This is a genomic window from Streptosporangium amethystogenes subsp. fukuiense (assembly GCF_042665875.1).
GTDB lineage: Bacteria > Actinomycetota > Actinomycetes > Streptosporangiales > Streptosporangiaceae > Streptosporangium > Streptosporangium fukuiense.
Window position 1 is genome coordinate 2,905,691 of record NZ_JBHTEE010000001.1, and the last position, 20,039, is coordinate 2,925,729.

Here is a 20,039-nt window from a genome sequence, read left to right on the forward strand (position 1 = left end):
CCGTAACAACACGATCGGAGCCCACCCTAGATGATCTCCGATCGGCCCGACGAAAAAATCGCCGTACATCAGACCAATTCAGTCGAGGGAGTCCTAAAACATGATGTTCTCCCCCGCAACGGCGAGCCATAACAGCAGGTACCCCGGTACGGACAACCGCCCATATCACGGCGTTATGGGATTTTGTTAGGTGTTCGACTGCCTCACTCGGTGTCAGCTTTGGGGGAGCCCCGACTCTCAGGGCTCCCTGTATCCCTCCTCCCCACAAGGGACACCGAGAGGAATCGCCCCCCGTGAATCCGAAGACCAAGCTGGGCGCCGTAGCCGTAATGGCCGTCGCCACCCTGATCACCCCCGCCGCGGTGAGCAGCACGTCGGCGTCGGCGGACATCGCCGCCAGCGCCCTCTCCGCCGACCCCCCGGCCTACTCACCGCCGGACGCGGAGGCGCGCAACCGCGCCGTCACCACCGCCAACGCCACCATCGCCATGAGGTCGGAAGCCCTCCTGAAGGGGCAGAACGAGAAGTTCACCCTGATCGCCAACATCTCCGGCGCCCAGGGCCTGCAGTACCTGACCTACGCGCGCACCTACCGGGGTCTGCCGGTGTTCGGCGGTGAAGTGATCGTCTCCACCGACCGGGCCGGAGAGCTGGTCGGGTCGGTGAGCTCGGGCCAGCAGTCCAGGATCACGGTCGACGTCACGAGCAAGGTGGACGCCGCCGCGGCGACCGCCACCGCCCGCGCGCAGGTGTCCACCGTGGAGAGCGTGAGCACCCCCCGGCTGCTCGTGCACGCCGCCACCACCACGCCCAAGCTGGCCTGGGAGGTGGTCGTCACCGGCGCCAACGGCGAGACCCCGAGCGTCCTGCACGTCTTCGTGGACGCCCTCGACGGGTCGATCGTCGACTCCTACGACGAGGTCCGCGCCGGGACCGGCAACAGCTACTACAACGGCAACCCGGTGACCATCCAGACCTCCGGCTCCGGCAGTTCGTACTCGATGACCGACACCACCCGTCCCGGCCTGCGCTGCGGCGGGCAGGGCGGCACCGCCTACACCGGAACCGACGACGCCTGGGGCACCGGCTCGGGCACCAACCTGGAGACCGCCTGCGTCGACGCCCTGTACGCGGCGCAGACGGAGTGGAACATGCTCCGCAACTGGCTGGGCCGCAACGGGTTCAACGGCTCCGGCGGCGCGTTCCCGGCCCGGGTCGGCCTGAGCGCCGTCAACGCCTACTGGACCGGCAGCTACACCAACTTCGGGCGTAACCAGGCCAACAACCGGCAGGCCACCTCGATGGACGTGGTCGGCCACGAGTACGGCCACGCCGTCTTCCAGTACTCCGGGGCCACCGTGTCCAACACCACCGAGGCCGGCGGCCTGAACGAGTCGACGGGCGACATCTTCGGCGCGCTGACCGAGCACTACGCCAACCAGCCCGCCACCCTCGACCCGCCGGACTACCTGGTGGGCGAGGAGGTCAACCTGGTCGGCGCGGGTGAGATCCGCAACATGTACAACCCCGCCGCGCTCGGCGACCCCAACTGCTACACCTCCCCCTTCAACTACGAGGTGCACGCGGGAGCGGGCCCGCAGAACCACTGGTTCTACCTGCTCGCCGAGGGCACCAACCCGGTGGGCAAGCCGGCCAGCCCCGTCTGCTCGGGTCCGTCCACCCTGACCGGCATCGGCATCCAGAAGGCCGGCCAGATCTTCCAGGCCGGGCTGAACAGCAAGACCTCGCCGTGGACGCACCCCAAGGCGCGGAAGGCCACCGTGGCCGCCGCCAAGGCGCTCTTCAGCGGCTGCGTCGAGGTCAACGCGGTCAAGGCCGCCTGGAGCGCGGTGAACGTCCCGCTGCAGAGCGGCGAGGCGACCTGCCCGTAGCACCGGGCGGCTTCCGGCTCCGAAGATGAACCACAGTCCGGGCTCCGGCGACTCGCCGGGGCCCGGACTGTGATTTGAACATCCGAGAGGGGTAGATACGGGCTGCTGAAAGCCGGAGGCGTAGAACGGGGGCGGACGATGGTCCTCAGCCGGTCACCCGTACCGCCCGGAGGCCTGAAAGACGGCGGGTGGGAAAGGTCCGCGGACCGGGAAGCCGGATCCCCGCACCGCGCGGCCGGATGAGCGGCGAGGCGACGGCCCTCCAGGAGCAGGAGGGGGCCGACCCGCGCCGCTGGAAGGCGCTGACCGTCTGCCTCGTCGCCGGCTTCATGACCCTGCTGGACGTCAGCATCGTCAACGTGGCGCTGCCGGCGATCCGCACCGGGCTGGACGCTCCGCAGAGCGACCTGCAGTGGGTGGTGTCGGGGTACGCGCTCACCTTCGGGCTGGCGTTGATCCCCGCCGGACGGTTCGGCGACATGCACGGCCGGCGCAACGCGTTCGTTCTCGGCGTCGTCCTGTTCACCCTGTCCAGCGCGGCGGCCGGGATGGCCGGCGACCCGACGTTCCTGGTCATCGCGAGACTCGTTCAGGGAATGGCGGGCGGGATATTGAACCCGCAGGTCAGCGGGTTGATCCAGCAGCTCTTCCGGGGAGCGGAGCGGGGCCGGGCGTTCGGGATGCTGGGCACCGTGATCGGTGTCTCGACCGCGGTGGGCCCGCTGCTCGGCGGGGCGCTCATCCAGCTCGGTGGCGGCCCCGACGCCTGGCGCCTCGTCTTCTACGTCAACGTGCCGATCGGCGTGCTGGCCGTGGTCCTGGCATACCGCTACATCCGGCCTCCCGCCCACGGGAGGCGTCCCCGGGAGAGCATGGACCCGGTGGGCGTGCTGCTGCTCGCCGCCGGCATCACGCTGGCGCTCCTGCCGTTCGTCGAGGGGCAGCAGTGGCGGGGCCCGGAAAAGTGGCTGGCCCTGCTCGCCGGGATCGTGGTGCTAGCCGTCTTCGTCGCCTGGGAGCGCCGATACGGACGAAGCCACCAGCCGGTCGTCGACCTGTCCCTGTTCCGCAGGCGCTCGTACGCGCTCGGCGTCCTGCTCGGGACGCTCTACTTCGCCGGTTTCACCGCGATCTTCTTCGTGCTCACCCTGTACCTGCAGAACGGCCTGAGCTACTCGGCCCTGGAGGCCGGGCTGGCGACCACCCCGTTCGCCGGGGGGTCGGCCGTGACCGCCGCACTGGGCGGCCGGGTCGTCACCCGGCTGGGCCGGTCACTGGTGGTGTCGGGACTGCTGGTGGTCGCGGCCTCGCTGGGCGTCACGGTGCTCGCGGTGCTGCTGGTCCCCGGCGAGCATGTGGGCTGGGCCATCGCGCTGCCGCTGGTCTTCGCCGGGCTGGGCAGCGGCCTGGTGATCTCCCCCAACCAGACGCTGACCCTGTCGGAGGTACCGGTCCCGGTGGCCGGAGCCGCCGGCGGGGTGCTCCAGACGGGGCAGCGGATCGGCGCGGCCATGGGCATCGCGGCGATCGGCGCGGTGTTCTTCTCCGAGGTCGCCTCCTCCCACGGCGACTACGCGCTGGCGTTCCGGCACTCGCTGCTGGTCACCATCGTCTTCGTGCTGATCTCGCTGGTGGTGGCCGTCGCCGACGTGTTCGCCTCCCGGCGTTCCGGGCTCGACTGAGACCGGGCGCGATCACTCGGCGAGCACGCACCGGGTGCCGGAGTAGATCGTCGACATGCACCGGTTGCAGTGGATGCACCGGGATTCGACAGCGCGGTCCTTCATGATCCGGTTGGGCAGGTCCGGCTCCATGAGCAGGGCCCGGCCCATGGCGGCGAACTGGAAGCCCTCGCGCATGGCCAGTTCCATGGTCGCCAGGTTGGTGACGCCGCCGAGGAGCACCAGCGGCATCTTCAGGGCGGCGCGGAAGGCGCGGGCGTCGTCGAGCAGGTAGCCGTCCCGGTAGGGGTAGGAGCGCAGGAACCGGCCGCCCAGCAGCCGCACCCCCAGCCGCTGCGGCTGCCGCAGGGCCGCGGCGAAGTCACGGATCGGGGCGTCGCCCTTGAACAGGTACATCGGGTTGAGCAGCGAACTGCCCACCGTCAGCTCGATGGCGTCGAGGCCGCCGTCCGCCTCCAGCCAGGTCGCGACCTGGAGGCTCTCGTCGGGTGTCAGGCCGCCGCTGACCCCGTCGTCCATGTTGAGCTTGGCCAGGATCGCAATCCGGCCGCCGACGGCCTCCCTCACCGCCAGGGCGACCTCGCGCGCCAGCCGGGCCCGGTTGACCGGGCTGCCACCGTAGCCGTCGGTCCTGTTGTTGAGCCGAGGGCTGAGGAAGGAGCTGACCAGATAGTTGTGTCCCAGGTGGATCTCGACGGCGTCGAATCCCGACTCCTCCGCCAGGAGCGCCGCGTCGGCGTGCGCGCGGACGATGCGCTCGATGTCCGCGACGGTCGCCGCCCGGGTCATGCTCATGCCCAGCCAGTTGAAGCGCCGGGACGGGCCCAGCGCGGGGAGCCTGTTGGAGGCGGGATTGGCCACCGGGCCGGCGTGGCCGATCTGCGCGGAGATGGCGGCGCCCTCGGCGTGCACCGCCTCGGCGAGACGGCGCAGACCGGGCACGGCCTCCGGGCGCATCCAGATCTGCCGCCACTGCGTACGGCCTTCCGGCGCCACCGTGCAGTAGGCCACCGTGGTCATGCCGACGCCCCCGGCGGCCACCCGCCGGTGAAAGCCGATCAGCTCGTCGGAGACCAGCGCCTCGGGGGTCATGCCCTCGAAGGTGGCCGCCTTGATCAGGCGGTTGCGCAGGGTGATCGGCCCGAGCTTCGCGGGTGCGAAGACGTCCGCGGCGGTTTCTGCCATGGGCCAGTGTTACCAAACAAGCGCTTGGATGCCAAGAGATCGAGACGCTGTTCCGTCGCCGTACGGCTCGTCCGCGGTCAGGCCGGCGCGTACGTGAGGCAGTCGATGTCCTTCTGCGCGTAACCGACCACGATGCCGGAGGCCTGGCATTCGTACTGGACGTTGTGCTGGCAGTCGGACATCTTGCAGGCGCCGACGCGGCCGGTGGCGGCGGGGTCGCCCCCCTTCACGTCGACCTTGAAGAAGGTCTCGCACTCCGCGTGATGACTGTTGCCGACCGTGATGGCCAGCGCGTGGCAGATGTGCTCCGCGTTGTAGGCGCACGCATCGACCTGGCACTCGTTGACTGCGGGCATTTTCATGGCTGACGCCTCCTGGGACTCGGGCCTGCCCCGGACGTGGCCGGCCATCGTCGGGGCCGGTCGCCCGACGTTCTGTTCGGTATCACCGCGCGGCGGCGCCGGCTCCTCCGCCGGCACCCGGGCCGTCAGGTCCTCACCACGCTCTTCCGCGCTCAGGAGTCGGACATGACGCGGTCCCCGTTCCCGCACGCGGACACAGGGACTAACCGGTCTAGTACCGCGCCCGAATCACCTTCACGCTCAGCTGGCCCCCAAGGCTTCGCCAAGAGCGGCCTCCGACGGACCTTCACGATCGGGAAGGCACCCGGCCGGCCCCGCCGAACGGAGCTTCCCGGCCCCTTCTCCACCGAGGCGGGGACGACCGATGTCACGAACGCCTATTTGCGCGAGTCGCTCAGCACCGTGAAGGTGATGCCCGCCCGCTGAAGGCGGCCGATCAGCGCGTCGCCCATCGCCACGGCGGTGGTCAGCTGACCGGAGACCTCCGGGAGGTCGTCCGTCGCCAGGCAGAGCGCCGACTCGCCGAGCATCTTGGCGGTCTCGCCGTAACCGGGGTCGCCGCCCGCGACCTCGGTGACGACGCGCGCCCCGCCGCCCAGGCCGAGGAAGGTGACCTTGAACCAGCTCCTGGCCCGCTGCTCGACGCCGGGCCCCTCACCGGGTGCGAAGCGGCGCAGCAGCAGGGAACGCGTCGGTGGGATCTGGGCGAGCAGCGCGAGGGCACCCGCTCCGGCGGCGAGGCCGAGCGCGACGGGCAGTCGCCTGACCGCGAGGTGGTGACGGTAGGTGAAGTCGGGGCCATAGCGGTCCAGCGCGCGGGCCGAGCGAGCGACGATCTGCGGGTCGAGCGTGGGCAGCGGCAGGGCCCAGCCCCCGACGTGGCGGACCGAGCCGGGCACGCCACGCGTCTTCCTGGTCGCGGAGGCCGTGGCGGGTCCGGAGACGGTTTCGAGTTCGCGCCGGACGTTCGCGGCCTCGATCGTCTGCCGGAAGCGGGAGATCGCCGTCACGAGGGAGTGCGCGGTGCCGCCGGAGGCGGCGCCGGAGGCCCGGACGAAGCCGCTGACCTCCAGCGGCACCCCCTCGGGCAGCTGCCTGACCGTGAAGTAGGCGCCGAGGTCGTGCGGGACGGAGTCGAACCCGCAGGCGTGCACGAGCTTGGCCCCGGTCCTCGCGGCCCGCTCGTGGTGACGGATGAACATGCGGTCGACGAACTCGGGCTCGCCGGTGATGTCGGCGTAGTGGGTGCCCGCGTCGGCGCAGGCCGCCACCAGCGGCTCGCCGTAGAAGACGTAGGGGCCCACGGTGGTCGCGACGACCCTGGCCTGCCGGGCGATCTCCACCAGGGAGGCCGGGTCGGTCGCGTCGGCGTGGAGCAGCGGCAGCTCGGGCAGGCCGATCCGGTCCCTGACCGCTTCGAGTTTGGCCCGGTTGCGCCCGGCCAGCGCCCAGCGAAGGGCGGGACCGGCGTTGCGCGCGAGGTACTCCGCGGTGAGCGCCCCGGTGAACCCGGTGGCGCCGAACAGCACGATGTCGTACGGGCGGTCGTCAGGCATGCACCGAGATTCCTCCCCGCGGAGACCACGCGCAAGACGGGCTCGCCGGATGTGGCCGTGATCACTCCTGGACGGGCCTGGCGACGCGGAGAGGGGTGGCATCACACACCACCGCCTTGACCGTCTGCTCCTGCCCGGGCGTCGGCCGCCGCGGCCAGCCTGGCGCCTTCTTGATCCGCGGCGCCTGATCACCGCCTGCCCGCGCTTGGCGTTCCCAGCGGAACACCGATTCGCAGCCCACTCCCAGCGCATCGGCCACCTGATCCGGTGACATGCCCTGCTCCAGCAACCACAAGGGCGAAGACCTTTTCCTTGAATGTGAGGTGCTCCAGAGATTCCGGACAGACCACTCGCTAGGGTGGTAACAGTCCGAAGGAGATAGAAGCATGCCGAAACTGCTGCATGCGCGTCCGCCGATGGATGCCGAAGAGAAACGACAGATCTGCAAGCTGGCCGGGGCCCGTCACGCCCCGGCCGACTGGATCATGAGAGCGCAGATCATCGCGTTCAGCTGGCAGGGCCTGCGCACCAGTGCCATCGCGGCCAAGCTGGGCTGTCACATGCAGACCGTACGCGAGCGAATCGAGCGCTTCAACGCCGAAGGCCTGGCCGGACTGGGCGACCGGCCCGGGGCAGGCCGCAAACCACGCATCACCGAACTCGAACGCGGGCAGCTCATCGAGCTGGCGCGCTCGACTCCGCCCGGGAGACCAGTCCGCGACGAGGCCGGGGACCTGGTCGCAGACGAGAAGGCCGGCCCCGCCGAGTGGACGCTGGACAGCCTGACCACCGCAGCCCGCGCGCAGGGCATCGTCATCGCGCGCAGCCAGGTCCGCCGGATCCTGCTCACCGAGAAGGTCCGCTGGCGCCATCCCCGCTCCTGGACCACCTCGACCGATCCGGATTTCGCCCCAAAAGAGCCGAGGTCATCGGCCTCTACGCCCAGCCACCGCCCGGCACCACGGTCATCTGCACCGACGAGCTGGGACCGGTGACCCCGCGGACCTTCGCACCCGCGCCCGCCTGGCCGGTCGACGGGCACCGGATCAAAGCGCCGCTGACCTATTCCCGCGGCGCCGACAAGAGCTGGGTATACGGCGGCTTGCGCATCCGCGACGGCATCAAGCTCACCTTCTGCGCGCCTTCGCGCAACAGCGACGGCTGGATCCAGCTGCTGACGCAGATCGGCAAGGCGAACCGGCGCGGCCCGATCATGGTCGTCACCGACAATCTCTCCAGCCACTCCAGCTGGAAGGTCCGCCAATGGCTGCTGCGCCATCCGCGGATCCGCCAGGTGTTCATCCCGGTCAAGGCCTGCTGGCTGAACCTGGCCGAGGGCTGGTGGCGGCTGCTGCGTAAGACGGCGTTCGCCGGGCAGACCCTCGCCGACGCCACCGAGATCACCCACGCGGTCACCCTCGCCACCGCGCAACTCAACGCCCACGCCCACCCCTGGATCTGGGGGCGACCACCCCACAGCCCCGAATCCTGCGCCGCAAGTTCATCTACCTGCTTTAAGGAACGCAGCATTACGGTGGTTTGTTAAAACGGGGCGTAGAGGTTGAGGGGCCGTCCCGCGGTGACGGCTGTGACCAGGGCTTGTAGTTCAGCGGGCGGGGGCCTGCTCGACCAGTTGCGCCACCAGCGTTGCAGCAGCGCGCAGGGGGTCAGCCAGCCGCGGACGTAGCGGGCGGCCCGAGGCCAGCACAGTGGCACGGGTGGCACCGTGACGGTGAGCCCCCCTCTCTCCGCCGTCGGCGTCGGCCGGGGCGGGCGGGAGGTGTGGCGGCGGGGCCGAATCGGCGGGCCGGGCATGCCAGCAGAAGGTGAACGCGCACATCACCAGGGTCCAGTGGCGGCGGATCGCGGCATCGGAGCGGACCTGGAAATCGGCCCAGCCGAGTTCGTCCTTAACCTGCTTGTAGCCCTGTTCGATCCAGGTCCGCAGGCCGTAGAGACGCACGATCTCGGCCAGGCCGGCGGGCGGGAAAGACGAGGCGACAGCGCGCGGACCGCCGGGGCGGGGCAGGTTGGTGGCCAGATACCAGGTCGCCTTGACCGGCAGCGTCGCCGGGTCGGCGGTCGCGACGATCAGCCGGACTGCCTGGTGAGGGCCGTAGCCGCCCAGGACCGCGTCGGCGGCCCACCACACGGTGGTGTGGCCGTCTCGAAACCGCCGCACGACCTTGGTCCAGACGCCCGGCGCTTGGGGACCTCCCCAGGAGAGCTCCCGGGCGGCGTCGATCGGCGTGTACGCCTCATCGGCCGGGGCCCAGGAGCCCTTGTGCGGCTTGAGCGCGAGCACGAACGGCAGCCGGGCCGCCCATAGTTCAGCGGTGAAGGCGGCATTGTCGCCGTAGGCGCAGTCGGCCACCAGCGCCCGGAAGGGTATGGCGGCGGCCTGAGCTCGACCCGCCAGAGCGGTCGCGAGCTGCGGCTTGGTGCGAAATGCCGGATCGCTGCGGCCGCGAGGCAGCCGACTCGCGGGGGTGTAGGGCGGCGCGTGCAGCGGATAATAGACCCGCTCGTCGGCCCAGAGCGTGGTCACCGCCACGATCCCGTTCTCGATCTTCCCGACCGAGCCCAGGTACTGGTGGGCGGTGTGCGCGGTGGCGGTGCCGTCCTTGCGGTCGCCGGTGTCGTCGACCACCAGTACCCCGCCCGTATGCGGCGCGGTCGCCGGATCGGCCCGCAGCAGCTCAAGACGCCGGGCGTTGATCGCCTCGGGATCCCACGGCGACTCCGACAGGAAGAACTGCAGCCGCTGCACCGCCGCGTTCTGGGCTCCGACCACCGGCTCCGCACCGGCCAGGCAGGTCAGCGTCTTGTTTCGGTCCCGCGGCAACAACAGCCCGGCCAGATATTCGCGAAACCCCCGGCGCTGCGCGAGCGAGCACCATAGATCATCGAACCGGGTCGCGTACTCCTCCAACGGACCCGGCGCCGGTGGACACGGACGCCGCGCGGTCACCACCATGACCACCCCCGAACAGCAGCGATCATCCCTATCCACCGGTTTACTGCGGCATCAACCCCACGTCAACAAACCACCGATTAGGGAGGGTATGTGGCTGAGTCCTCTTCTGCTGACCTCAGGGAGCCAGACACTGCGGACGAGGTACGGCACGCCCTGAGAGCGCCGGAACGCGGATGGTCTAGCCCTTCGCTGCTGAACTTCCCGGCGGCCGCCACAGAACTGCTGGGATGGCTGGAAGACTCCCGCAACTTCGACCGCAGGTACCATCCGCCAGCGCTGATGTCAGCGATCCGCGACTACGACCGTGCAGTGAAGGACGGGCTCGGAAAGAAAGTTCAGGCCGTGCTGCAGAGCGACCTCGCTGTCTTCGAGACGTCGCTCACGCCTCTTCGGAACGATCCCGAAACGGATAGAAAACCCGCCGAGACGACGTTGAATATTCTCATCAACCGTCTCAAGAACCCTGACGTGCTGCAAGCAGCATGGCTCGACCTGTGGTCGAAGTGCGGGAGGGACGATTCCTCTCCCGAAGCGATTGCGATCAGGCGTGATCTCTTCCTGGCGCTCGCGCGCTTCGCTAAACACGATGTCGAACAGTTCATCTACGACCTGGACGGGCTGCTCGACAACGACGCGTCGACCGTGCACCGTGTCCGTTCCGCTCTCGGCGACACCCCGGCGCCTGACTCCCCCAGTACCAGACCACAACCCTGGGAGCTGGCGAAGCTGTCCGCCGCGCAGCGGCGCGAACTGGTCGAACGGTTCCTTACCCTGCCTCCCCACGCGCGTCAGCACGTGGTCTGGCTAGCGTGCGAGCAGGCCTCCCTCTACCTCCGGACCGCCGACACGATCGGGAACATGGCCTTCTTCGACAGCGAGACCGTTCCTGAAGACCCGCAGAAAGCCACCGCCAAGTTCGGTAAGTACGGCGAGCAGTGGACCAGCCGGGACGGCCAGATCATGGCTAAGTGGTCCGCTCCGTAAGTTCTTCGGGGGTTCACGCGGCTGCTGGTAGTGCGGCAGGCTGGTGATCGCAGCCACTGGGTTGCTGGGAGTGGTGCTCTTTCTGTTCGTGTCGCTCGATCCGGGCCATCAGGTCCTCGAGGTCGGTCGGGGTGAACTCCCATCTGAAGGGCCGGGCGGTCTCGTTGTGCGGTCTCGTTGTAACGACGCTCGAAGGCGATCAGCCGGTCTTCGACCTGGTCAAGGCTGGTGAAGTCGTTGGGTGTGACGACCTTGCGCTGCACGATGGAGAAGAAGATCTCCACCTGGTTCAACCAGGACGCATGCACCGGGGTATGGACCATCACCGCGTTCGGGAAGCGGGCGCAGAGCCGGTCGGCGGCGGCTTTGCCGCGGTGGGAGGAGCCGTTGTCGACGACCCAGAACACCCGCCTTGCCGAGGCATAGGGCTCGGTGGTCATGACTTTCTCGGCCAGGGTCATGAACGGGACGATGCCGGTCTTGGCCGCGCAGTGCCCGATCACGCGGGCGTGGTGGACGTCGTAGGCGGCAAGGTAGGCCAGCGAACCGCCCCGGTCGTATTCGTGGTTGACCCGCATCCTGCGGGCGGTGCCGGACGGCAGGGCCGGGTGACAGCGGCAGCGGGCCTGGATCGAGGTCTTCTCATCCGAGGAGATCACGTACTCATCCTCGCCCAGTGGCTGTCCGTCCCAGACCCGCTGGTAGAGGTCCAGCACCCGGGCCGCCTTGACGGTGAATCCGGGGTCGCGGATGAACACCCACGACTGGTACTGCCAGGGCTTGAGTGCGTCGGCGGCCAGGATCCGGCGGACGGTCGAGGCTGAAATCTTGTCGGTGATGCCCCGGCCGATCACCTCGGCGGCCAGGTCGCTGCCGCTCCAACGAGACAGTGGCACTCCGCTCTCGGCCGGTAGTTGGCAGGCCAAGGCTTTGACCTCGGCCTTTTGGACCGGGGTGAGGCGGGGTGGCCGGCCCGGGCGGGGCCGGTCCTTCAACCCGTCCAAGCCCTGGTCGGCGTATCGGCCGCGCCACAACCGGACGGTATCGACTGCTACGCCCTGTCTGCGGGTGATCGCGTTGTTGGAGTAGCCGTGCGCGGCGTCCAACACGACCCGAACGCGAACGACCAGTTGGTAGGGGGCGGTACGGGAATAGGCCAGCTGCTTGAGCCGACGCCGTTCGGACGCGGTCAACACGATCTGGCGGGCACGAAGGACAGGCACGCGGGAGACTCTCGGGAAGATCTTCGGGGGTTCGCACGACCATGCCCGTGATCACTGTCTCACGCCATGATCGACACGCCGGAGACGGCAAGATAGCCGTCATGCCCGCCATCCCGGCCTCGACCAAGACCTCCCTGGCCCAGCGTCTGCGTCAGCACGCCCGCGACCACTGGCCCCAGCTGGCCGACCTGCACGTCCGTTACCACGGCCAGTTCGCCTACATCGAGGGCGAGCTGGCCGACGGCGACCGGCTGCCCCTCATCCGGCTCCGCTACGGCGGATCGGCCTCCACCTGGGGATTCGGGCTCTACCTCGCCAGCAGCGGCAAGTACGAGAACCAGATCCTGCCCACCGGCCTACCCGTCGGCACTCCCCAAGACGCCCTCGACTGCGCCTGCGACTTATACCTCAGCCACTGGTGAATCCCCAACCCCCGAAGAACTTATGGGCAGGACCACTTAGGCTGCGCGAGCTGCGCGAGGCGCACGGCCTGACACAGGAGCAGCTGGGCGAGCTGGCCGAAGTGGACCGCAAAACCATCAACCGGATCGAGAACGGCATGTACAGCCCGCACCTCGACAAGGTGTTCCAGATCGCGGACGCTTTGCCGATCCCGGTCAGGCACCTGTTCGAGCTACCCAAGGTGCCCTAGCGGTAGGCCGCACCCTCAGCGGCATCCTCATCGGAGAGGCTGGCGTCTGCGGCCGCCCAGTGGCAAGGCTATCTGGGGCCCACCCGCCCACACCGCGCTGCGACGCCTCATCGCAATGACCTATTGCTTCCCACGCGCCAGGAGACTGTCGCACTAGTCCCGGCCATGCTCGTCTCTACTTGCCTGATGTGCTTTAACGACCTTCATGTTGCTGACCAGCAAGTTCGTTTGACAACCCCAGATAACGATCGACCATGGCTCGGCCAGAGCTGGCGCCACCCGCTAACGGGACTTTTCGTTCGGATGCTCGTCATGCCCCGGATCCGCCGGAAATATGCGGGCAAGGCCCGCATGGGGATGCCGGAGTTCAGGCGTCGCTTCTGCGACGTCGGCTGGAGAATCGCTCACCAGGGAGTCGCCTTCACCGGCACATCCACTGTCTCGGTGAAGCGCTACCGCTACCGCGGTGGCAACATCGCGACTCCATGGGCTCCGACAGCGGCAACCGCCTCAGGCGGCTGACCAGCGGGCAAGGCATGTGGAGCGCCCGGTGCGCGGAGACACGCACGCCGGGTGCGGCGGGCGGGCCGGGGAAACCCACCGGGAGTAATCACGGCAGGGCGCCCCGGTCCGACCCAACACGGCACCCCGAATAGGAAGTAGGTCTTGATCGCCTGCGCTCGCGACAAGCGGGTGCCCCTGGCGGCGCCGCGCATCACCTTGCCGAAGTATGCGTCGGCGTCGGCGGGCTCCATCTCCCACAGTGGCCGCCCGAACCAGGCCCGCACCTGCTCCAGATGCACCACATCTGAGGAGATCGTGCCGTCCGACAGCCCCGCCGCCGCTCGGGCCAGGATGAACCCGGCCAGCACATCGGTCTCCAGCGCCTCCAGGTCTTCGGCGGTGGCCGGGGCTCGGGCCACGCGAAGATCCTTCACCACAGCCAGCGCCAAGTCCAGCCTCCTCGTCTTCGCCATCTATGCAAGACGAACAACGAGGACGATAGACCTTCAGAATCTCTGAAGTCTCATCAATCTCGAAAGAACCAGGGATCCCAGGAGGTAAGCCCAGGTCCTGCAGCTATGGCCATGCTGAACTACTCAACGAACTCTGGGTTATTACACAGAAGGCCACCATGGCATTGACGTCATTGATCAATGGCTATCGAAGGATGAGCGTGGTCGAACCAATCGAGGCGCAGCCGTGCGCCTGTGCGTTTTTCAACAATGGCCAGGGCGGTTGCCTCGACGGCGGGCCAGGGGTCATGTTGAGCTGCGGACAGAGCAGCCAGTTCGGCTTGGACTGAGTGGAGATCCTCGCCGACAGCATCGGCTGGGTCAAGATGGGGGACGGCTGCGATGATGCGCCCATCCAGGGCATGGATCATCCGTCGGCTCAGCGCCGTATGCCAGGAGACGTGCCAGACATCAACGTTGCGACTGAGCTGGGCGATGAAGTCCGGGTCTGGCGTGTTGCTCGTTCTGTGAAGGTCTACGATCATCACGGCTTCATCCGTTGCGTCGAGTACGACAGCATTGTCCGTGTAGGCCTCCTCGAAATCGCGCTCGACGATGAGTGCGTGGCTGTTCCCGGCCAACCGCTGCGCGACATCGCTCAGCGTCAGTGGTCCGACTCGCGGCCGTAGAACCGTCCATGCAAGCTCCTCGGTAAGCCAGCTGCCGTCTCCGAGGAGGAGTTCTGCGTAACGCTGCACTGTTTCCTGGAAGTTCATTTTCGATCTTTCATTATCTAGTAACAGCCGCGTGGCGGGAGAGAACATGTTCTCTCCCGCCACGCGGGCTAGCCCCTAGTCTTTCGGTTGGTCATTAAAGAAGCCTGAACTCTGCTTTATCGGCTGAAAGCACAGGTCCTTCATAGGTTCGACACTGGTGAGTTTGGTGGCGAAGCGGTTGAAGAAGTTTTGGCCGTACAGGATCCGATCGCGATTGTAGAGACGGGTCAGCGCTTTGCCCGCCTCTCCGTTTTGTGTCTTCGGCATGGAGCACACCGAGAAATTTCGGTGGGTGTCATTATCGGCGTTCCGGGTTCCCGAAGATTGGAACGGGTATTCGTCGCACTCCTGAGCAGGCCAGGTGGCACCGGGCCACAGGCTGTCGCATCGTGCTTTGGCCCGGGCGTTGCTGTTCTTTGCCGACGGGTCGTCGATTCGCCACAGGTAATTGGATTTGGGGGGACGCTGGGTGCCGTCCACCGCGCATCCGAGAATGGTTTTGGCCGAGTCCTTGGGATAGGTGTCGGCCGACTGGTAGCAGGCCTTCCAGTAGTGCTTGTAAGCGAGGTCGTAGTTGGCTCCCATCCGCCACTCGATCGACGGCAGCACCGGAAGCGTGCACCCGCCCGCCCGCTCCGCGATGTACCGGGCGGAATCGCAGGTGATCTGAGCCTTTTCCTCGATCGTGCCGTACTCGAAAAGGGGCAGGTGGAAGCTGCTGGTCATGTGCACGTACGGCTTGAACACGCAGGTGGCGATCTTCTCTGGGCTGTTGAGAGCGTGAGCCGGGTCGGAGCGGAATCGGAAGGTGGCGAGCTTGGACCACTTCCCGTCATCGGTTTCGTCTGCGGCCTCGATCCAGTCCTCAACGTCCATGGTCAGATGGTTCTTCTGGGTGGCGCCTTGGAAGGTGGTGACATCACGACATGCCGTCTGACCTCGCGAGGGAGCCATACCGATGGTGAGCGGGACATCGTCATTGGGGAAGAAATCGATGCCCGTCCAACTGCTGTGGCCGACGTACAGGTCGAACCACATATCGCGGGTGGTCGCCCCAGCGTCAAGGTCGGCCTTGCCGCTGAAGGTCTTGGCCACCAGCATGACCTTACCGGCCCATTCTTGATCCGCGTCGACATCGATGCCGTCATCGTCGGAGCTGACCGTTCCGCTGAACACTGCGAGCGAATGGAGCATGCAGCCACTGAAGCGGTTCTTCATCAGGCCGTAGGTGCGCGTGCGCCAGCCATGGTCTTCCCAGCAGGTCTCCGGGGAGATCCTGTCGTAGCGGCCAGCGGCGAGTGCCGTGGCACTTGACGGAGCCTTCTGCCCGACGGCTCCGAGCGGAGCCGTCGGGCTGCCGTCCATCAGCGCGAAGACTTCGTCGTCGATGAGATCACGGCCGTAGACCCAGACTTCGTCGATGCTGCCGTTCATGGCCGTGCCGAGCGTTAGCGGCCCGGAGGACTTCCAGGGAGTGAAGGTAAGCGTGTTGCTTCCGATCGGCCTGCCGTCCAGGTAGAGCGTGGCTGTGTTGGAGTCGCGCGTGTACACGGCGGCAAGATGGAACCACTCGTTGACTGGAGCCTTCACGCCGGAGAACACGCCCTCGACGCTAGGACTGGCGGTATCCGCGCTGGTAAAGGTGAAGATCAGGCCACGCTCAGGGTCGTTGCCCAGTTGGAAGGGAGCCTGGTTGGTGCCGCGCTGTTCAAGAGCGGTGTACGTGCCGTCCCTGTCCCACCTCAGCCATGCCGCCACAGTGAAGCTCTGGTCGGTGTTGATGACCGCCTGAGCGGTCTGTGCCAGCGGACCGGGGCTGGGCTGGGCAAGCTTGACCCTGATGAGCTGCCAGTCCGACCAGGGCGATGATGTCTCGCCGACGACTGCGCGAGCGCGCCAGCGTAGTTCCCACCCGTCTGCCAGTTCGCCGGCCGGGATGGTGACGTTCGCTTGCGTTCCCGATGTCACGTTATCTGCGGAGCCGGACCAGATCTGCCCTGTGCCCTGCCCGGGGACCGCCGGGTCGTGCTCGACCTCGAACTCGGCCCTGAGGGTTCCGCCGAGTGGGTCTGTGACCTGCGCCAGCAGGCTGGGGGTGAGCGAGGCGGTATGTAGCTTCCCGTCGATGAGCTGCGACGGATTGACCTGCAGGGCTCCTACTGTTGGCTGAGTGCCTGGATCGGGAACGTCAACCGTTACCTCCTGCCATGCCGACCATGATGACGAGACCGAGGCGGCCGGGTTCACTGCGCGGGCGCGCCAGCGGATCTTCCAGCCGTCGACCAGCTTGCCCGCGGGAACGGTCACCACAGCCTGCTCGCCGGAGGTGACCTCGGGTGAGGTCCCGGTCCAGATCTGGCCGCTGCCCTGCCCGGCGGCGGCCGGGTCGTGCTCGACCTCGAACTGGCCGGTGAGGTTGCCGCCCGCGGAGTCGGCGACCGTCGCGGCGAGCTGCGGGGTGAGCGAGCTGGTCACGGTGACGCCGTCGGCCGTGTGCGCTGGTGTGATGGCCGGGGCGGAGACGGCCGGTTGCGAGGCCGGGCCGCTGGTGGTGATGGTCAGCTTGGGCGGCAGATTGAAGTCGGTGTCCTCGGAGGAGGTGAACACCCGGTAGTTGTTGATGTTCGCCTCGCCGGGCGACTTGAGCACCAGGCCGTGGTTGGCGGCTCCAGCGGCCCAGTCCTGGGCGATGCCGGTGACGTTCCAGTCCATGCTGTCCGGGTAGGTGGCGCAGTCCTGGGTGACGCCCTTGAAGTTGGTGGAGGCGTCCTCGGTGGTGAGGGCGGGCTTGTTGGCCCAGTACAGGTTGTCCGGGTCCCAGGCGCCGGTGAGGCGGGCGACCTGGATGCCGTTGGCGAGCGCGGCGCCGCAGTTGTGGCTGTCGATGGTGTTCATCGACAGCGTGGCGGCGGTGACCGTGCTGCCTTGCAGGCCAGTGGTGTCGAACTGCAGGTGCACCCGGGCTTTAAGCGCGTCTGTCATGGTGCCGGCAACCATGTACTGGTTGTCTGGGTAGGCGGGCAGGTCGATCGTGTCGTTGGTGCTGACGTCCACGTCGGCACCAAGCGGCAGCGTGACCGCCGAAGCCACCCGCACCGGGTAGGTGGTGCCTGCGTCCGCCAGGAACGCCTGGTCCGGCTTGACTACTAGCTCCGTACGGCCGTCCTTGGTGACCACGTTCGTGCTGGCCTCGCCGCGCTTGGCTGACGCAGGCCGGCCCTTGCCGCTGTCGTCCCGCATGATCGGCTGTCCCGCTGCAGCGACCAGCTTCTTGTTCTTGCCCTTCAGCAGCAGCCGGCCGCCCTTGCCCTCGGTCAGGGTCAGACCGTCGTCGTCTACGCCGATCCGCAGCTGCAGCGGCTTGGCGGGCCGCTGGCGCAGCACCACCTCGTGCCGGAACCCGGCCGGCAACGCCGTCACCACCAGGTCCGCGCCCACGCCGGCGGCGTCGGTGTAGGTGGCCACGCTGCCCTTGACCGTCGGCTTGGGCAGCGGCGTCGGCCAGCGCAGCGCGTACGACTTGCCGTCGGTCGTCATCTTCACGAACGGGTCCGTGCCGCCCGCGGACAGCTCCACGACCGCGCCCTCGGCGAGGGTCTTGGTCCGCAGCTTGCCGCCCTGCTCGGTCAGAGTCGTGTCGATCGGCACCCAGGCGCCGCCCTGCCGGGCGCGTACCGGACCGGCCGCGACCTCGGTCTTGAACGTCTTCCCGTCTGGCTGGGCGTAGGTGACGCTGGTCGCGGTCGTCTCATCGGTGACCTCGACGGCGGACTTTTGCGCGACGGCCTGTCGCGAAGCAGCGATTCGAGCCGGCTGCGGGGTCTGCGCCTCGGGATGTGTGGTGGACTCACTGGCGACGACCGCATTGGTCAGGGCGGAGTTGCTTACTCCGGGAGTCCACGTGACTCCGTTGTTCACTGTGGCTGTGTGGTTGTTCCCCGAGACGTCAGCCGCGGTCGTCCCCGTTGCCTCGCTGAACGGCCAGCGTGCAGTGACCCCTTCCTCTGGGGAGGGCAACGGTACTTGCAAGTCGTCGGTTGATGTGGTGACGTCCTGGTCCGACGAGGACCGATAGGCCAAGTCTTCCTCGAAGGTGGCCGGGGCGGGCTCGGGCAGGGTGTTCGACACCCGGCCGCGCGCCGCCCACGCGTTGAGCTCGGTAATCGACGTGGGCCTGGTCTCATCCGGGCTCATCAGCAGCGCGCCGACCACCGGGGTGGGCGGGAGCTCGAAGTCCACGGTGAGGATGGGCGGGTGGAGTTGCCCCTTGCACTCCTCCAGCGGGGTGCTCCTGCAGCCGCCTGCCTCGTCGGTCCGGTAGCGGCGCCAGTTGGTGATGTCCGACTCGTTGCCGGCACTGAGCTGGACGCCGTAGTTGGAGGCACCGTCCGACCATGCCTGGACGATCTCGTCGATCGAGTAGACCAGGTCCCATTCCTTGCCTGCCCAGCTCGCGGCTCCGCTGGTGCAGTTGGGGCTGTAAGCGGCGCCCTCGGTGATCTGGCCCGTTGAGGTAACCGAAGGCTGGCTGTTCCACGTCATGGTCGCTTCGTCCCAGAGCGACGTGACCCGCCGGGTGGTGATCCCAGAGCCGACGTAGGTCCCGCAGTCGTTGGACAGGTGGTTCCACAGGATCAGGTCGGCATTCTGCACCTCGAGGCCGCGGAACTCGTCGGGTATGTCGGGGAACTTGATGTAGCTGCGCCAGCGCACGGTGCCGCTGTCGGACTTGCCGACCAGGATCCGGTCCAGGGTGAAGTTGTCCCAGCTGTCCTGGTAGTCGGCGTTGTTGACGAAGGTGTCCCAGCCCTGCTTGGGCAGACCGCCTGCGCCGGTGTGGGTCTCCCACCAGTCGGCTGCCACGGCCGCCATGGTCACGGGATAGGTGACCGCAGGGTCAGCCAGGAACACGGCATCTGGGGCGAACACCAGCGACTTACCGTCGTCATCGAAGCTGATCGCGGCTTTGCCGACCTTGCCTGCGTCGATGGGGGCGTAGGCGTCGGCGGCCGTGGCGTCCTGCAGGAGTGTCGGCCGCAGTTCGGTCAGCGTCTTGCCGTCCTTGCCCACGATGATGGGCCGGCCCTGCGCGTTCTTGCCGAAGGAGAGCCCGGCGGGCAGTGCCACCGGCATTTTGAAGCTGACCGGCCCGCTGGGCCGTTCGGTGATAACGATCTGCTGCCGGAAACCGGTCGCGGTCGCGGTCACCAGGAGGTCGCGGCCCTTGCCATAGGCGCCGGGGTAAGTGGCGGTGTTGCCCTCTAGCTGCGGCTCAGGCAGTGCCGAGGGTGTGCTGATCTTCGCCGTGGCGTCGTCCGCCGCTGCCGGGGCGCCGGTCACCTGGCTCTTGAGCAGGGTCTTGTCTCGGCCCGCGGACAGAACGAGGTCGCCGAGCGTGGCCTTGGGCTTGATGGCGCCGTCCGCCTTGACGAGGGTGGTGTCGATCGGCGTGAAACCCTTGCCGTCGGCGTTCCTCTTCCGGATCGGCTGGGCACTGGACTCCATCCGGACCGTCTTGCCGTCCGGGTTGGCGTAGAACGTGGTGCTCTCCGAGCGCATCGACTCGACCTCGACGCGCCGGTTCTCCTTCTTGGCCTGCGCCAGTGCTTTTCCGGTCGGCGTCGTGGGGGCGCTCGGGAGTGACGTCGTGGGGGGTGCGGTGGGGGGTGGGGCGGGGCTCTGGGCGATCGCGGGCGCGCTCATCAGCGAGAGCGGCAGCGTCAGAGCCGCGACCAGGGCAGCGCGGCGGCACGTCCAGCGCGATAAGCCGGACGATGTGCGTGATGTGGTCACT

General features: G+C 67.8%; 15 protein-coding genes. 6 read left to right on the forward strand and 9 right to left on the reverse strand.

All coding sequences use genetic code 11. The annotated features are described in order from the left end of the window. The first annotated feature begins 293 nt into the window (after positions 1-293). Both ACFQVD_RS12615 and ACFQVD_RS12620 read left to right on the forward strand, forming a co-directional pair. Positions 294-1,892 (forward strand): M4 family metallopeptidase, encoded by a 1,599-nt coding sequence (locus tag ACFQVD_RS12615; RefSeq protein WP_343978125.1) that lies wholly within the window; start codon positions 294-296, stop codon positions 1,890-1,892. Between the two features lie 239 nt (positions 1,893-2,131). Then, a complete protein-coding gene (locus ACFQVD_RS12620) occupies positions 2,132-3,574 on the forward strand; it encodes an MFS transporter (RefSeq protein ID WP_386368498.1) in 1,443 nt (480 codons plus the stop codon). 12 nt (positions 3,575-3,586) lie between these two features. On the opposite strand, the gene ACFQVD_RS12625 is transcribed toward ACFQVD_RS12620, so the two are convergent. From ACFQVD_RS12625 to ACFQVD_RS12640, 4 genes are all read right to left on the reverse strand, one after another. Continuing rightward, the gene (locus ACFQVD_RS12625; RefSeq protein WP_343978131.1) at positions 3,587-4,759 is read right to left on the reverse strand and encodes an NADH:flavin oxidoreductase; all 1,173 of its coding nucleotides are present in this window, start codon (positions 4,757-4,759) and stop codon (positions 3,587-3,589) included. Between the two features lie 77 nt (positions 4,760-4,836). After that, positions 4,837-5,121: a DUF1540 domain-containing protein gene (locus tag ACFQVD_RS12630; RefSeq protein ID WP_343978134.1), complete on the reverse strand. Its 285-nt coding sequence runs from the start codon at positions 5,119-5,121 to the stop codon at positions 4,837-4,839. A 377-nt stretch (positions 5,122-5,498) separates the two neighbouring features. Next, on the reverse strand, positions 5,499-6,677 hold the full coding sequence (locus tag ACFQVD_RS12635; protein WP_343978137.1) for a saccharopine dehydrogenase family protein: 1,179 nt from the start codon (positions 6,675-6,677) through the stop codon (positions 5,499-5,501). 61 nt (positions 6,678-6,738) lie between these two features. Further along, positions 6,739-6,972 (reverse strand): hypothetical protein, encoded by a 234-nt coding sequence (locus ACFQVD_RS12640; protein WP_343978141.1) that lies wholly within the window; start codon positions 6,970-6,972, stop codon positions 6,739-6,741. A 91-nt stretch (positions 6,973-7,063) separates the two neighbouring features. Between ACFQVD_RS12640 and ACFQVD_RS12645 the strand changes: the two genes are divergently transcribed. Both ACFQVD_RS12645 and ACFQVD_RS12650 read left to right on the forward strand, forming a co-directional pair. Next, entirely contained in the window at positions 7,064-7,672 is a 609-nt protein-coding gene (locus ACFQVD_RS12645) for a helix-turn-helix domain-containing protein (RefSeq protein WP_343978144.1), read from the forward strand. Beyond that, positions 7,669-8,223: a transposase gene (locus tag ACFQVD_RS12650; RefSeq protein WP_343978147.1), complete on the forward strand. Its 555-nt coding sequence runs from the start codon at positions 7,669-7,671 to the stop codon at positions 8,221-8,223. Before ACFQVD_RS12645 ends, ACFQVD_RS12650 begins: the two co-directional genes overlap by 4 nt. A 60-nt stretch (positions 8,224-8,283) precedes the next feature. On the opposite strand, the gene ACFQVD_RS12655 is transcribed toward ACFQVD_RS12650, so the two are convergent. Beyond that, positions 8,284-9,690, reverse strand: a complete 1,407-nt coding sequence (locus ACFQVD_RS12655; protein ID WP_343978150.1) for an IS701 family transposase — start codon at positions 9,688-9,690, stop codon at positions 8,284-8,286. A 791-nt stretch (positions 9,691-10,481) separates the two neighbouring features. Then, positions 10,482-11,861 carry an IS630 family transposase gene (locus ACFQVD_RS12660; RefSeq protein WP_343978153.1) on the reverse strand — a complete coding sequence of 460 codons (1,380 nt, stop codon included), beginning with the start codon at positions 11,859-11,861 and terminating at the stop codon, positions 10,482-10,484. A gap of 101 nt (positions 11,862-11,962) precedes the next feature. On the opposite strand from ACFQVD_RS12660, the gene ACFQVD_RS12665 reads away from it, so the two are divergent. Together ACFQVD_RS12665 and ACFQVD_RS12670 are read left to right on the forward strand one after the other, a co-directional pair. After that, positions 11,963-12,283 carry a hypothetical protein gene (locus tag ACFQVD_RS12665; RefSeq protein WP_343978156.1) on the forward strand — a complete coding sequence of 107 codons (321 nt, stop codon included), beginning with the start codon at positions 11,963-11,965 and terminating at the stop codon, positions 12,281-12,283. After that, entirely contained in the window at positions 12,280-12,513 is a 234-nt protein-coding gene (locus tag ACFQVD_RS12670; RefSeq protein ID WP_343978159.1) for a helix-turn-helix transcriptional regulator, read from the forward strand. Before ACFQVD_RS12665 ends, ACFQVD_RS12670 begins: the two co-directional genes overlap by 4 nt. Positions 12,514-12,971: 458 nt before the next feature. Here ACFQVD_RS12670 and ACFQVD_RS12675 read toward each other — a convergent pair whose 3' ends face one another. The 3 genes from ACFQVD_RS12675 to ACFQVD_RS12685 all read right to left on the reverse strand — a co-directional run bounded on the left by ACFQVD_RS12675 (position 12,972) and on the right by ACFQVD_RS12685 (position 20,038). Further along, positions 12,972-13,436, reverse strand: a complete 465-nt coding sequence (locus tag ACFQVD_RS12675; RefSeq protein ID WP_343978162.1) for a hypothetical protein — start codon at positions 13,434-13,436, stop codon at positions 12,972-12,974. A gap of 224 nt (positions 13,437-13,660) precedes the next feature. Continuing rightward, positions 13,661-14,293, reverse strand: a complete 633-nt coding sequence (locus ACFQVD_RS12680; protein ID WP_343978165.1) for a hypothetical protein — start codon at positions 14,291-14,293, stop codon at positions 13,661-13,663. Positions 14,294-14,320: 27 nt separating this feature from the next. Beyond that, positions 14,321-20,038: a DNRLRE domain-containing protein gene (locus tag ACFQVD_RS12685; protein ID WP_343978167.1), complete on the reverse strand. Its 5,718-nt coding sequence runs from the start codon at positions 20,036-20,038 to the stop codon at positions 14,321-14,323. Position 20,039 lies beyond the last annotated feature (1 nt).